Origin of the sequence: Bacillus cereus group sp. BfR-BA-01453, from assembly GCF_022662915.1 — a bacterium.
In the GTDB taxonomy this organism is placed as follows: domain Bacteria; phylum Bacillota; class Bacilli; order Bacillales; family Bacillaceae_G; genus Bacillus_A; species Bacillus_A paranthracis.
The window spans coordinates 534,542-548,027 of sequence record NZ_JAKUEN010000001.1 but is presented as its reverse complement, the minus strand read 5'-3'; the positions used below and the strand labels follow the sequence as shown (position 1 = coordinate 548,027).

The window sequence follows — 13,486 nt, the reverse complement described above, 5'->3', positions numbered from 1 at the left end:
AAGAAGTGTTTCTTTTTGCATGCTGGAGTTAGTATGTAAGTGTGATGTTTCGGAGGGAGGGAAAGAGAATGTCAAAAACAGTCGTTCGTAAAAACGAGTCTTTGGAGGATGCACTTCGCCGTTTTAAAAGATCGGTTTCTAAAACTGGTACACTTGCTGAAGCAAGAAAGCGCGAGTTTTATGAAAAACCAAGTGTAAAACGTAAGAAGAAATCTGAAGCGGCAAGAAAGCGTAAATTCTAAGAGAGGGTGTAAGTTATGAGTCTTCTCGGTCGTTTAAACGATGATATGAAACAAGCGATGAAGAATAAACAAAAAGAAAAATTAACCGTCATTCGTATGGTTAAGGCTGCTTTACAAAATGAAGGTATTAAACTACAGCATACTCTTACTGAAGAAGAGGAACTAACAGTTTTAGCTCGTGAAGTAAAACAGCATAAGGACTCCCTCCTTGAATTTAAAAAAGCTGGTCGTGAAGACCTTGTTAATAAACTGCAAAGTGAAATTCAGATTTTAAGCGCATATTTGCCGGAGCAATTAACGGAAGAAGAGCTAGTTGATATAATCAAGCAAGTAATTTCTGAAGTTGGTGCGACGTCTAAAGCAGATATGGGTAAGGTGATGACTGCTGTTATGCCGAAAGTAAAAGGTAAAACAGACGGATCGCTTGTGAATAAGCTGGTTATCCAGCTATTAGCATAAAAAAACGTCTCATTTCTTATGAGACGTTTTTTTATGCTTTTTTTCAGTTTGGACGTGATATTACAAGCTCTTTTTTCATACATATGGGATGAGAGGGGGTCTTTTGGGATGAAAAAATTAGAACAAATGAAGAATTGGTTAACGAAGCAAATAGACCTACCAGTGGATGTGCTAATGGATCTACCTCGGATCACGCTTGTTGGGCAAGTGCATATCTATATAGAAAATCATCGAGGTTTATTAGTGTTTTCAGATAAAGAAGTAAGATTGTTGTTAAAGCATGGTCAGTTATTAATTAAGGGGCAGTCCTTTGTTATTAAAACAATCCTTCCGGAAGAACTTTTGCTTGAAGGGATAATTGAGCAAGTGACGTTTTTAGAAGACGAACAGAAAGAGAAGTAAGGGAAACTTCCGTATGTGAAGTTTTTCTTCTTTATTCTAATGATTTGCCCCTACTATTTAGTTTATCCCGCTTTAATGGGCAGTAAGTCTACGCCTCAAAATTCAGCGAAAGCAAAGAAGTTAGGTGGGGATCGGGCCGTCCATTAAAGTCCGATTGGTGAGGGCTGATTAAAGTCTCACTTTATCCCGCTATTTATGGAAAATAAAACTCTTTATTTCATTTTCGTACGAGCTATTTTGCTAATTAAAGTGAAAAGTAGTGTGTCTACTTTTGGAAAGGTAGTGAAGGTAGTAGATGAAAAATAAATGGTTTATAAAGTGGCTTGGATATGTAAAGGTACGAATTGAAGGTAGAGGAGCGGAGCGGTTCGTTAACGAATGTGTGCGTAGAAAATTATTAGTTTGGGACGTTAAGAAAATTGCCGATGAAACGTTAGTCTTTTGTATGCTATTACGAGATGTGAAAAAAATAAAGCCGATTTATAGAAAAAATGAGTGTAAACTATATTTTATTGGGCGTTACGGTTTTCCATTTTGGAATAAGCGCTTAATTAAAAATAGTGGATTCTTAATTGGTTTTTTAATTTTCTTCTTTGGCATGATTGCATTATCGAATATGGTTTGGAAAATTGAAATTACAGGAGCGAAACCTGAAACAGAATATATATTGATGAAAGAATTGGACAAAATGGGTATTAAAAAAGGAAAATTACAATTCCAAATGCCTAGTGTAGAAGATGTACAACGTCATTTGACGGACAATATTAATGCGATTACTTGGGCAGGACTAGAAGTAAGGGGAACGACGTACCATTTTAAAATTGTTGAAAAAAATGAGCCGAAAAAAGAAAAAGAACAAAGGCCGCAAAATTTAGTGGCAAAAAAAGAAGCGATCGTTACAAAAACATTTGTTGAAGTTGGAAAACCAGTCGTTTTAAAAAATGATCATGTAGAAAAAGGGCAGCTTCTCGTATCAGGGATATACGGTAATGAGGAGAGTCCAACGATTGTTTCGGCGAAAGGTATTGTATATGGAGAAACGTGGTACACATCTGAGGTGAATGTACCACTCAAGACGCAATTTCAAGTATATACTGGTAATACGTATAATGAGCATTACCTTACATTTGGGAGCACAAAAATAAAAATATGGGGATTTCAGCATGATAAGTATAAACGTTCTCGTACGGAAAGTGTAAAACATGATGTGAAATTATTTGGTTTTACACTGCCGATTGCATATGAAAAAGATGTAGTGCGAGAAGAGGAAGAGGCGAACCGAGAATATACAGAAAAACAGGCAATGAAAGTAGCGAAAGAAATGGCTGAAAAAGAACTAAAGAAAAAATTGGATGAACATGCTATGATTGTAAGTGATAAGATTTTGAGTAAAGAGGTTGAGGCGGATCAACTAAAAGTCACTTTGCATTATACTGTGATTGAAAATATTGCAGAGCCACAACCAATATCCGAATCCGATATTCAAGGAGACTGAGTAATGGCAGAACAATTAGTAGAAATGAACCAACAATTGGAAAATACTAACGAAGCAATCGCTCTTTTTGGAGTCAATGATGCTCATTTGAAAGTAATTGAACGGGAACTGAATGTATCAATCGTAACTAGAGGTGAAACTGTTCATGCATCTGGAGCAGTTGAAACTGTGACACTCGTAGAAAAAATCTTACAGCAACTACTTGTTGTTATTCGAAAAGGTGTGTCAATTACAGAAAGGGATGTTGCGTATGCAATTCAGCTCGCACAACAAGGGAAAATTGCTCAATTTGAAGAGTTATATGAAGAAGAAATCTTTAAAACGGCAAAAGGTAAATCCATTCGTGTAAAAACGATGGGACAAAGAAGATATATTCATGCAATGAAGAAAAATGATATTGTATTTGGAATAGGACCTGCTGGGACTGGGAAAACATACTTAGCTGTAGTAATGGCTGTAAGAGCTTTAAAGCAAGGGTATGTAAAGAAAATCATTTTAACGAGACCGGCTGTAGAAGCTGGAGAAAGTTTAGGATTTTTACCAGGTGATTTGAAAGAGAAGGTAGATCCGTACTTACGTCCATTGTATGATGCTCTGCACGATATTCTTGGACAAGAATATACGCAGCGTATGATGGAGAGAGGTGTAATTGAAATCGCGCCTCTTGCTTATATGAGAGGACGTACGCTCGATGATTCATTTGTTATTTTAGATGAAGCGCAAAATACAACGGGTGCACAAATAAAAATGTTTTTAACTAGATTAGGTTTTAGTTCTAAAATGGTTATTACGGGGGACCCTTCACAAGTAGACTTACCAAAAGGGGTAAAATCAGGGCTTACGCTAGCCGCTAACATTTTATCTGGTGTATCAGGTCTTTCATTCATTACGTTAGAACAAACGGACGTTGTAAGGCATCCACTGGTACAACGTATTATTGAGGCATATGATAAAATGGAATGATCCTATTTGTCAGGATCATTTCTTTTTGTATTAAGGTTGGCGAACGGCATATTTTTTACTATCATAAAAGATAAGAGAAATAAACTATAGGTACTGGTGTATAAAAATGTTACCTAAAAGTATCGTTGGCTAGAAGAAATGAAAGCTATAAATAGTTTCACTTTATTTCTAGAGAGGAGAAGGTATTGAAATCATGTTAAGATCTCAAGAAATTTCTAAGTGGTTTCGTAATTTACAACATTCGAAAAAACTAAGTTGGATTTCTTACGTTTTATTAGGGGCGGTGCTGTTTTTTGCACTTATGAATAATGTGAAACCAGAGCAATTAGATGTTGATATGTATTCTATTGCGAAAAAAACAATTCATTCTCCTATTAAAATTGAAGATAAGGTTATAACGGAAAGAAAAAAACAAGAGGCCGCTCAAAAAGTCGGGGATCAATATACATATAGAAGTGAATATAAACAAAATAGAGTAGATATTGTAAATGATGTTTTTGCTAAGGTGAATGAAGTAATTCAGGAGATGAAAGCTGCTGGACCTGAAGAGCAAAAAAAGATGACCGATGCGAATAAATTAGAAAAGTTGAAGAAGAAGTTGCCATCCAATTTAACGAAGGAATTATCGGATGAGAATTTATTATACTTTATTAATGCAGAACCGGATCAATTAGAATTAGCAAAGAATGCGGCTTTAACGTCTGTTAGCGTTATCATGGGTGGAAATATTAAAATGTCCGAAGAAATGGCGGCGAAAGAGCGATTTGTTAATGAAATGAAAAGCCTGAATGTGAATAGCGGATTGAAAGAAGCTGTGAATGCGCTAGGATCATATGCGATTACAGCAAATTATTTTTATGATCCGGCTGTAACGAAAGAGAAGAAGAAAGCAGAAGAAGATTTAGTTCCACCTGTTTATATTCTTCAAGGACAAGTTATTGTTAGAGAAGGTGAAACAATTTCAAGTGATATGTATAATCAGTTGAAATTAGTCGGTTTATTAGAAAAAGGTAATAGTTTTCAGCCTTATGTTGGATTAGCGGTGCTCATTGGTGTGTTACTATACTTTATGCATAAACAGTTTGAAGTATTTTTACAGCGGAAAAGAGAAGACAAACCGTACATTTTAGCGTATATTACAATTTTGTCTATCACGATTGTTTTAATGAAAATCATTAGTTTGTTTCAAAAGCTTGAATATGCAGGAATTGCGTATGTTGTCCCAGTTGCGATGGGAACGATACTTGTAAAACTAATGATTGGCGATCGATTTGTATTTTTAACAAGTATGATTTTTTCTGTGTGCGGAAGTATTATGTTTAATGAAGGAGTAACAAGTACACTAAATTATAGTGTAGGCATTTATGTGTTATTAAGTTCATTATCAGTGAGCATTTTCTTAAGAGAAAAAAATCGTCGTACGATGATTTTACAAGCTGGTATACTCGTTTCAATCTTAAATGTAGTCGTCTTGGCGGCGTTATTATTATTACGTAATGGGAATTTTTCGCCTCTTGAAATTGGTACCCAATTATTAATGGCTTCCCTTTCAGGAATTATCTCATCCGTTTTGGCTATGGGGATATTACCATATTTAGAAAGTGGACTTGGAATTGTATCAAGTATGAAGCTTATGGAATTATCAAGTCCGAATCATCCGCTGTTGCGTAGAATTTTATTAGAAGCGCCAGGGACATATCACCATAGTGTAATGGTAGCGAATCTTTCTGAGGCGGCTTGTGAAGCAGTTGGAGCAAATGGTGTATTAGCGCGTGTAGGGGCGTACTATCATGATGTAGGAAAAACAGTACAACCACAATTCTTTATTGAAAACCAGATGGGAATTGAAAATCCGCATGATAAATTAGATCCTGTGACGAGTAAAGATATTATCATTGCTCATGTAACCGATGGAGTAAAGATGCTCGAAGAATACCATATTCCGCAAGAAATTATCGATATTGCTGGACAACACCATGGTACAACGCTCCTGAAATATTTTTATTATAAGGCGATTAAAGAAGATAAAGAAAAATATACAGAAGAGATGTTCCGTTATCCGGGATCAAAAGCAACTTCTAAAGAATCGGCAATCGTTGGTATTGCGGATAGTGTTGAGGCAGCGGTACGTTCTATGAATCACCCAACGCCAGATCAAATTAATAATTTAGTACAAAGTATTATTAAAGATCGCCTGCAAGATGGGCAATTTAGTGAATGTGATTTGACATTTAAGGAACTACAAATCGTTGGAAAAACGTTATGTGAAACGTTAAATGGTATTTTCCATTCGCGTATTACATATCCGGAACCACCGGAAGATAAGGAGAAAGAATGAGTTTATTAATTGATTTCATTGATGAAACAGAAGAAGTGAAAGAAGAGTATGTGAATTTAATTCGTGAGATATTAGGAAAAGCAGCTCAAATGGAAAAAATAGAGGATGGTGCAGAGTTATCAGTAACATTTGTAGATAACGAACGCATTCGCGAGATTAATCGTGATTACCGAGATAAGGATCAGCCTACTGATGTCATTTCTTTTGCTATGGAAGAAATGGGAGAAGGAGAAATGGAAATTGTAGGTGTAGAGATGCCGCGTATGTTAGGCGATCTTATTATTTCTATTCCGAGAGCGAAAGAACAAGCTGAAGAGTATGGGCACTCTTTTGATCGTGAACTTGGCTTTTTAGCGTTACATGGCTTTTTACATTTACTTGGTTATGACCACATGACAGAAGAGGATGAAAAAGAAATGTTCGGAAGACAAAAAGAAATTTTAGAAGCATTTGGATTAGGACGATGAAAAAAGGAAAACTTATAGATAGTTTTGGGTATGCTATAGTCGGTATATTCTTTTGTCTTCGTCATGAACGAAATATGAAAATTCATTATTTAGCCGCAGTTGTTGTTATATGCTGCGGCTTTTATTTCCATATTACAAAAGTAGAATGGATGGTATTACTTATTGTAATGGGAATTGTAATGAGTTTAGAGATGGTAAATACGGCTGTGGAAAAAACAGTAGATTTAGCGACTACCGATATACATCCGTTTGCGAAAGTCGCAAAGGATGTCGCAGCGGGAGCTGTTTTATTGTTTGCGATCATAGCCGTTATAATTGGTGCTATTATCTTTTTACCGTATGTGGTATAGTTGCATTCCAAAGCTTTTCTTAAGCTTTGAAGGTGCCGTAAAGGCCTTTAGTAAGAGAGTGTATCTATTCACAGCTGTGAACAGGAAGGATGCGGGAATATGAATGGTCAACAATTAATTCAAGAAGCAATCGAAGCGCGTAAACAAGCGTACGTACCATATTCTAAATTTCAAGTAGGTGCAGCATTATTAACGCAGGATGGAAAAGTATATCGTGGATGTAATGTTGAGAATGCTTCATATGGCTTATGTAACTGTGCAGAAAGAACAGCTTTATTTAAGGCGGTTTCTGAAGGAGATAAAGAGTTTGTAGCTATCGCAATTGTGGCGGATACGAAGCGTCCAGTACCTCCTTGTGGAGCATGTCGACAAGTTATGGTAGAATTATGTAAACAGGATACGAAAGTATACCTATCAAATTTACATGGTGACGTTCAAGAGACAACAGTCGGGGAATTGTTACCAGGAGCATTTTTAGCGGAGGATTTACATGAATAGAAAAGGTTATAAATCAGGTTTTGTCTCTATTATTGGCAGACCGAATGTTGGGAAATCTACATTTTTAAATCGTATTATTGGTCAAAAAATTGCTATTATGAGTGACAAGCCACAAACAACTCGTAATAAAATTCAAGGCGTATATACAGAAAATGATTCACAAGTAATTTTTATTGATACACCAGGAATACATAAACCGAAACATAAACTAGGCGACTTCATGGTGAAGATGGCGCAAACGACATTAAAAGAAGTTGATATCGTTCTGTTTATGGTGAATGCTGTTGAAGGCTTTGGTCGTGGTGAAGAATTCATCATCGAGAAGTTAAAAGAAACGAAACAACCAGTATTTTTAGTTATTAATAAAATTGACCAAGTTCACCCAGAACAATTATTAGAGTTAATTGATCAATATCGCAAATTACATGATTTTGCAGAAATCGTACCAATTTCTGCATTAGACGGTAATAACGTGGAGGCCCTAATTGGTACAATTAAAAAGTATTTACCAGAAGGACCACAATACTACCCGGATAATCAAGTAACGGATCATCCCGAGAGATTTATTATTGCAGAGCTTATTCGTGAGAAAGTACTACATTTAACACGTGAAGAAGTGCCGCATTCTGTGGCTGTTGTTATCGATGCAATTCAAAAACGCGAGGGCGGGGCAGTTTATATTAATGCAACGATTGTTGTTGAACGTCCGTCGCAAAAAGGGATTATTATCGGAAAACAAGGGAAGATGTTAAAAGAAGTCGGTAAGCGAGCTCGTTTTGATATTGAAGCATTACTTGGTTCTAAAGTATTTTTAGAAGTATGGGTAAAAGTGCAAAAAGATTGGCGAAATAAAATGTCTCAGCTTCGTGACCTTGGTTTCCGCGAAGACGAGTATTAAAATAGAGTAAAGCTGTAATCAGCGGATGTTTTGTTCATCCGCTGATTATTGGTTTTTACGAGTTTTGATAAATTAGGAAAAATTTTTCTCACATGAAAATGGACAAAATGGGTCAATTTAATAACAACAAAGGAAATTGGTTTATAGGCTACGCTTATTGAGAAAGGTGGATTCTTATGCTAGATTTTACCTGGAAGTTTTTCTCCAAAACAGGAAGCATTGAGACGTATTTGCTTTTGAAAGAAATGGAAAAAGACGTAAACGATGAGATGGATCAACATGAAGAGGAGCTAGCGCATCTAGACTCTCCAATTTCTTGACCCGTTTTGTTCAAACCTTGGATGGTGACGAACATGTTTCAAAAAGTTGAGGGCATCGTTATCCGTACGACAGATTACGGAGAAACGAACAAGATTGTTACAATATTCTCAAGAGAATTGGGTAAGGTAAGTGCAATGGCAAGAGGAGCGAAAAAACCGAAAAGCCGGTTAGCATCTGTTTCGCAACTTATGACACATGGTCATTTTCTTATTCAAATGGGATCTGGACTTGGAACTTTGCAACAAGGCGAGATTATTTCAACTATGAAAGAAATTCGCGAGGATATATTTTTAACTGCTTATGCATCATTTATTGTTGAGTTAACTGATAAAGCAACAGAAGATAAAAAACATAATCCATATTTATTTGAAATGTTATATCAAACGTTGCATTATATGTGTGAGGGTGTTGATCCAGAAGTATTATCATTAATTTATCAAACGAAAATGCTTCCGGTATTAGGGATGCGCCCGTACTTTGATACATGTGCGATTTGTCATCAAGAAACAGATTTTGTCGCCTTCTCTGTTAGGGAGGGCGGTTTTCTGTGCTCACGTCATGCTGAGCAAGATCAGTATCGTATACCAGTGGGGGAAGCCGTTCATAAATTATTGCGTCTTTTCTACCACTTCGATTTACATAGACTTGGCAATGTATCAGTGAAGGATAGCACAAAAAAACAAATGCGTTTAGTATTGAATACATATTATGATGAATATTGCGGGATTTATTTGAAATCAAGACGTTTCTTAGAACAACTTGATAAGTTTCAAATATAATTTGGGGCCGTATACGGTCCTTTTTACATCCTTTCTTTTTCGAATAGCATATTTAGTATATAATATTTAAGAGATAGTATAACTTTTTTCGTTGTGCATTAAAGGTGGTGATTATCATAGAGCTGAATAAACGGCAAGAACATATCATTCAGATTGTAAAAGATCACGGTCCTATTACAGGGGAGTCAATTGCTGCGCAATTGGGATTAACACGTGCAACGCTAAGACCAGACTTAGCAATTTTAACGATGGCTGGTTATTTAGAAGCACGTCCACGCGTAGGTTATTTTTATACGGGTAAAACTGGGGGACAGTTATTATCTGAAGCTGTTAAGAAAATTAAAGTACAAGATTATCAATCTAGACCGGTTGTAATTGATAAAAATGTATCGGTATACGATGCGATTTGTACTATGTTTTTAGAGGATGTAGGTACATTATTCGTTGTAGATCAATCGACTCTATTAGTAGGCGTTGTATCTCGTAAAGATTTATTACGAGCTAGCTTAGGGAAGCAGGATTTAACCTCACTTCCGGTTAATATTATCATGACAAGGATGCCAAACATTGCGATGTGTCGTAGAGAAGATTCTTTATATGATATTGCGATGGAATTAATAGAAAGACAGATTGATGCGATGCCAGTTGTAAAAGATACGAAACAAGGTTTAGAAGTGGTTGGACGAATTACAAAAACAAATATTACACGTGCGTTTGTAAACTTAGTAAATAACGAATAAGTGTAATTTGTTTAAAGTGAGGTAATGTAATGGATAATAAAATCGTATATGTCGTATCTGACTCTGTAGGAGAAACGGCTGATTTGGTTGTTCGAGCAGCAATGGGGCAATTCCCATTTGCTCCTGATATTAGACGTGTGCCGTATGTAGAGGATACAGGGACATTAAAAGAAGTGATTTCGATTGCTAAGAGCAATCAAGCACTTATTTGTTTTACGTTAGTAAAGCCTGACATGCGCCAATATTTAGTGACAGAGGCTGCAAAAGAAGGTGTAGAGGCATATGATATTATTGGCCCTCTAATCGATCAAATTGAAGAAATTACCGGGCAAGTGCCTAGATATGAGCCTGGTGTTGTTCGTAGGTTAGATGAAGAATACTTTAAAAAGATTGAAGCGATTGAGTTTGCTGTGAAGTATGATGATGGTAGAGATGCACGTGGTATTTTAAAAGCAGATATCGTGTTAATTGGGATTTCGCGCACATCAAAAACACCACTTTCTCAATATTTAGCTCATAACAAACGTTTGAAAGTTGCCAACGTACCACTAGTACCAGAAGTAGATCCGCCTGAAGAATTATATCAAGTGGCTAAAGAAAAATGCTTCGGTTTAAAAATTACGCCAGAGAAGTTAAATCATATTCGAAAAGAGCGATTGAAATCACTTGGACTAAGTGATGGAGCAACATATGCCAATATTAATCGTATTAAAGAAGAGATTGATCACTTTGAGAATGTAGTTAATAAAATAAATTGTCAAGTAATTGATGTATCGAACAAAGCGATTGAAGAAACAGCTAACATTATTGTGAATGCAGTGCAAAACCAAAAAATGTTTTAGCACATTTACCAAAGGTGAATGTGCTTTTTTCGCTCGTGAGAAACACAGTGCCTGCTGATTTTGTAATAGATGATAGCGAAGTGGTTATGCTTATATTTTTCGGTCTTTTTATTATGCTAAAGGTAGGGTTTCGCTATCCTGAAATAGAAGATGAAAAAATAAAGGGATATGTAGCGTAGTTGAAGAAAATATATTATAATAAAAAATTGTGATAAAAACCTATATTTTACGTTTAGACTTTAATTTTTCAGAATAAACTAGGGATAGGATTTAAGAAATGACATGTAATTACGTTAAATCGACAAAATCTATACAAGAAAACGCACATTATGGAAGGATTCGCAGAAGGGATGTAGAATACAGAAATATGCAAAACATCAATATGGTATGAGTTGATGCAGATGCATATACTGTGAAGGCTGACAATTGTGCGAGTTGGAACGAAATTTCATGTCAAAATTTTGTTTGTCACATCGTATGCTCATCGTTTAAGGAAGTAGCGAGGGAATTTGGATCTATGTAGATGCTGAATAAGCAAAAGGTGATTTCTTTATATGTATCAACATGCAAAAAACAGATCTCGTGATCACATAGGATATGGTGCTTGCTAGTCTTCTTGTGAAAAAGTGCATATGTATTGTCTCCATGAGGTACATTTGTAATAGATGAGCAAATGGATACAATTTTATATAGTAGGTACGTATCTGCGAAGTTACGCAGAAAAGGGTCTGCAAAATCGCTTGATAACGTGATCGACAACATTTTCTAATAAGTTTAGAAAAAATATTGTCGAATTATAAAGGAATTTTTTAATTTATATCGAATACAAAATACGACACGGAGATGGAGTTATGGGGAACAGAATTCCTGAAGAAGTTGTTGAACAAATTCGGACATCATCCGATATTGTCGAAGTGATTGGTGAATACGTTCAACTTAGAAAACAGGGACGTAACTATTTCGGCCTTTGTCCGTTTCATGGTGAGAATTCTCCTTCATTCTCTGTTTCATCTGACAAGCAAATTTTTCATTGCTTCGGATGTGGAGAAGGTGGAAATGTATTTTCCTTTCTAATGAAAATGGAAGGACTGGCTTTTACCGAAGCTGTTCAAAAGCTAGGTGAAAGAAATGGAATTGCGGTTGCAGAGTATACATCAGGGCAAGGACAACAAGAAGACATATCTGATGACACTGTCATCATGCAACAGGCTCATGAACTTTTGAAAAAGTATTATCATCATTTATTAGTAAATACAGAAGAAGGAAATGAAGCACTTTCGTATTTGTTAAAACGTGGTATTACAAAAGAGATGATTGAGAAGTTTGAAATTGGTTATGCGTCACCTGCTTGGGATGCAGCAACGAAAATCTTACAAAAAAGAGGTTTATCGCTATCAAGTATGGAACAAGCTGGTCTTCTCATAAGAAGCGAGAAGGATGGTAGTCATTATGATCGCTTCCGTGGAAGAGTTATGTTTCCAATCTATACGTTACAAGGTAAAGTGATAGCGTTTAGTGGAAGGGCATTAGGAGATGACACTCCGAAATATTTAAATAGCCCAGAAACACCAATTTTTCACAAAAGTAAATTGTTGTATAACTTCCACCAAGCGAGGCCGTTTATTAGAAAACGTGGGCAAGTGGTCCTTTTTGAAGGGTATGCTGACGTACTAGCTGCGGTAAAAAGTGGTGTGGAAGAAGCTGTTGCGACAATGGGAACAGCTTTAACTGAAGAACAAGCAAAACTTCTGCGACGTAACGTTGAAACTGTTGTTCTTTGCTATGATGGTGATAAAGCAGGGCGAGAAGCGACGATGAAAGCAGGGCAATTATTGTTGCAAGTTGGTTGCCAAGTGAAAGTTACATCCTTGCCAGATAAGCTTGATCCTGATGAATATGTGCAACAATATGGGACAACTGCTTTTGAAAATCTTGTGAAATCAAGTATAAGTTTTGTTGGTTTTAAAATAAATTATTTGCGTTTAGGGAAAAATTTGCAAGATGAGTCGGGCAAAGAAGAGTATGTGAAAAGTGTTTTAAAAGAGTTATCGTTGTTACAGGATGCGATGCAGGCAGAATCATATTTGAAGTCATTATCGCAAGAATTTTCGTATTCAATGGAAACACTTTTGAATCAATTGCACCAATATCGCAAAGAACAAAAGGTACAGCAAAAACAAGTAAAGCAGGTTTCTAAGCCGTCTCAAATTGTTCAAACAAAACCGAAGTTAACAGGTTTTGAAAGGGCAGAAAGAGAAATTATTTACCATATGTTGCAAAGTCCAGAAGTGGCCGTTCGTATGGAATCCCACATAGAAGATTTTCATACAGAAGAACATAAAGGGATTTTATATGAACTATACGCATATTATGAAAAGGGAAATGAACCTTCAGTCGGAACATTTTTAAGTTGGCTCTCTGATGAAAAGTTGAAAAATATTATTACTGATATTTCGACGGATGAATTTATTAATCCAGAATACACAGAAGAAGTGTTACAAGGCCATTTGGAGACGCTTAGACGTCATCAAGAAAAACTTGAAAAGATGGAAATCATCTTCAAGATAAAACAAATGGAAAAAACAGATCCTGTAGAGGCTGCTAAATATTATGTAGCATATTTACAAAATCAAAAAGCGAGAAAATAGCTTTTTTGATAAATTTTTAGTATAATGAATGTTTGTATCTCGCG

16 protein-coding genes are annotated in these 13,486 nt (G+C 36.0%); all 16 read left to right on the top strand.

Going from position 1 to position 13,486, the window contains the following annotated elements; genetic code table 11:
- Positions 1–68 precede the first annotated feature (68 nt).
- The 16 genes from rpsU (at position 69) to dnaG (ending at position 13,442) form a co-directional block, all read left to right on the top strand.
- The gene (gene rpsU / locus MR070_RS02925) at positions 69–242 is read left to right on the top strand and encodes a 30S ribosomal protein S21 (RefSeq protein ID WP_000048061.1); all 174 of its coding nucleotides are present in this window, start codon (positions 69–71) and stop codon (positions 240–242) included.
- Positions 243–257: 15 nt separating this feature from the next.
- Positions 258–701: a GatB/YqeY domain-containing protein gene (locus MR070_RS02920; RefSeq protein ID WP_000054571.1), complete on the top strand. Its 444-nt coding sequence runs from the start codon at positions 258–260 to the stop codon at positions 699–701.
- A gap of 108 nt (positions 702–809) precedes the next feature.
- Positions 810–1,103 (top strand): sporulation protein YqfC, encoded by a 294-nt coding sequence (gene yqfC, locus MR070_RS02915; protein ID WP_000732266.1) that lies wholly within the window; start codon positions 810–812, stop codon positions 1,101–1,103.
- Between the two features lie 295 nt (positions 1,104–1,398).
- Positions 1,399–2,598, top strand: a complete 1,200-nt coding sequence (gene yqfD, locus MR070_RS02910) for a sporulation protein YqfD (RefSeq protein WP_000792485.1) — start codon at positions 1,399–1,401, stop codon at positions 2,596–2,598.
- A gap of 3 nt (positions 2,599–2,601) precedes the next feature.
- Positions 2,602–3,561, top strand: a complete 960-nt coding sequence (locus tag MR070_RS02905; protein ID WP_000840516.1) for a PhoH family protein — start codon at positions 2,602–2,604, stop codon at positions 3,559–3,561.
- A 193-nt stretch (positions 3,562–3,754) separates the two neighbouring features.
- Entirely contained in the window at positions 3,755–5,899 is a 2,145-nt protein-coding gene (locus MR070_RS02900; RefSeq protein WP_000946450.1) for an HD family phosphohydrolase, read from the top strand.
- On the top strand, positions 5,896–6,366 hold the full coding sequence (gene ybeY, locus MR070_RS02895; RefSeq protein ID WP_000054692.1) for an rRNA maturation RNase YbeY: 471 nt from the start codon (positions 5,896–5,898) through the stop codon (positions 6,364–6,366). The genes MR070_RS02900 and ybeY overlap by 4 nt, the downstream gene beginning before the upstream one ends.
- Positions 6,363–6,716 carry a diacylglycerol kinase family protein gene (locus tag MR070_RS02890; RefSeq protein WP_044793784.1) on the top strand — a complete coding sequence of 118 codons (354 nt, stop codon included), beginning with the start codon at positions 6,363–6,365 and terminating at the stop codon, positions 6,714–6,716. The genes ybeY and MR070_RS02890 overlap by 4 nt, the downstream gene beginning before the upstream one ends.
- A gap of 99 nt (positions 6,717–6,815) precedes the next feature.
- Positions 6,816–7,214 carry a cytidine deaminase gene (locus tag MR070_RS02885; RefSeq protein WP_001014347.1) on the top strand — a complete coding sequence of 133 codons (399 nt, stop codon included), beginning with the start codon at positions 6,816–6,818 and terminating at the stop codon, positions 7,212–7,214.
- Complete coding sequence (gene era / locus MR070_RS02880) at positions 7,207–8,112, top strand: GTPase Era (protein ID WP_001080241.1); 906 nt, start codon at positions 7,207–7,209, stop codon at positions 8,110–8,112. Before MR070_RS02885 ends, era begins: the two co-directional genes overlap by 8 nt.
- Positions 8,113–8,288: 176 nt before the next feature.
- Complete coding sequence (locus MR070_RS02875; RefSeq protein ID WP_000883924.1) at positions 8,289–8,432, top strand: YqzL family protein; 144 nt, start codon at positions 8,289–8,291, stop codon at positions 8,430–8,432.
- Between the two features lie 33 nt (positions 8,433–8,465).
- Positions 8,466–9,212: a DNA repair protein RecO gene (gene recO, locus MR070_RS02870; RefSeq protein ID WP_000487010.1), complete on the top strand. Its 747-nt coding sequence runs from the start codon at positions 8,466–8,468 to the stop codon at positions 9,210–9,212.
- 107 nt (positions 9,213–9,319) lie between these two features.
- Positions 9,320–9,952 carry a transcriptional regulator CcpN gene (locus tag MR070_RS02865; RefSeq protein ID WP_000583759.1) on the top strand — a complete coding sequence of 211 codons (633 nt, stop codon included), beginning with the start codon at positions 9,320–9,322 and terminating at the stop codon, positions 9,950–9,952.
- A 29-nt stretch (positions 9,953–9,981) separates the two neighbouring features.
- Positions 9,982–10,794: a pyruvate, water dikinase regulatory protein gene (locus MR070_RS02860; protein ID WP_000368942.1), complete on the top strand. Its 813-nt coding sequence runs from the start codon at positions 9,982–9,984 to the stop codon at positions 10,792–10,794.
- A gap of 47 nt (positions 10,795–10,841) precedes the next feature.
- The gene (locus MR070_RS27035) at positions 10,842–10,973 is read left to right on the top strand and encodes a hypothetical protein (RefSeq protein WP_001110543.1); all 132 of its coding nucleotides are present in this window, start codon (positions 10,842–10,844) and stop codon (positions 10,971–10,973) included.
- Positions 10,974–11,645: 672 nt separating this feature from the next.
- Positions 11,646–13,442, top strand: a complete 1,797-nt coding sequence (dnaG, locus tag MR070_RS02855) for a DNA primase (protein ID WP_000528216.1) — start codon at positions 11,646–11,648, stop codon at positions 13,440–13,442.
- Positions 13,443–13,486: the final 44 nt, after the last annotated feature.

Excerpts from the sequence above, each read along its gene's own strand:
- MR070_RS02900 (WP_000946450.1), top strand. The coding sequence starts at position 3,755 with ATGTTAAGATCTCAAGAAATTTCTAAGTGGTTTCGTAATTTACAACAT.
- yqfD (WP_000792485.1), top strand. The coding sequence starts at position 1,399 with ATGAAAAATAAATGGTTTATAAAGTGGCTTGGATATGTAAAGGTACGA.
- yqfC (WP_000732266.1), top strand. The coding sequence starts at position 810 with ATGAAAAAATTAGAACAAATGAAGAATTGGTTAACGAAGCAAATAGAC.
- MR070_RS02875 (WP_000883924.1), top strand. The coding sequence starts at position 8,289 with ATGCTAGATTTTACCTGGAAGTTTTTCTCCAAAACAGGAAGCATTGAG.
- rpsU (WP_000048061.1), top strand. The coding sequence starts at position 69 with ATGTCAAAAACAGTCGTTCGTAAAAACGAGTCTTTGGAGGATGCACTT.
- MR070_RS02860 (WP_000368942.1), top strand. The coding sequence starts at position 9,982 with ATGGATAATAAAATCGTATATGTCGTATCTGACTCTGTAGGAGAAACG.
- MR070_RS02885 (WP_001014347.1), top strand. The coding sequence starts at position 6,816 with ATGAATGGTCAACAATTAATTCAAGAAGCAATCGAAGCGCGTAAACAA.
- dnaG (WP_000528216.1), top strand. The coding sequence starts at position 11,646 with ATGGGGAACAGAATTCCTGAAGAAGTTGTTGAACAAATTCGGACATCA.
- ybeY (WP_000054692.1), top strand. The coding sequence starts at position 5,896 with ATGAGTTTATTAATTGATTTCATTGATGAAACAGAAGAAGTGAAAGAA.
- MR070_RS02905 (WP_000840516.1), top strand. The coding sequence starts at position 2,602 with ATGGCAGAACAATTAGTAGAAATGAACCAACAATTGGAAAATACTAAC.
- recO (WP_000487010.1), top strand. The coding sequence starts at position 8,466 with ATGTTTCAAAAAGTTGAGGGCATCGTTATCCGTACGACAGATTACGGA.
- MR070_RS02890 (WP_044793784.1), top strand. The coding sequence starts at position 6,363 with ATGAAAAAAGGAAAACTTATAGATAGTTTTGGGTATGCTATAGTCGGT.
- MR070_RS02920 (WP_000054571.1), top strand. The coding sequence starts at position 258 with ATGAGTCTTCTCGGTCGTTTAAACGATGATATGAAACAAGCGATGAAG.
- era (WP_001080241.1), top strand. The coding sequence starts at position 7,207 with ATGAATAGAAAAGGTTATAAATCAGGTTTTGTCTCTATTATTGGCAGA.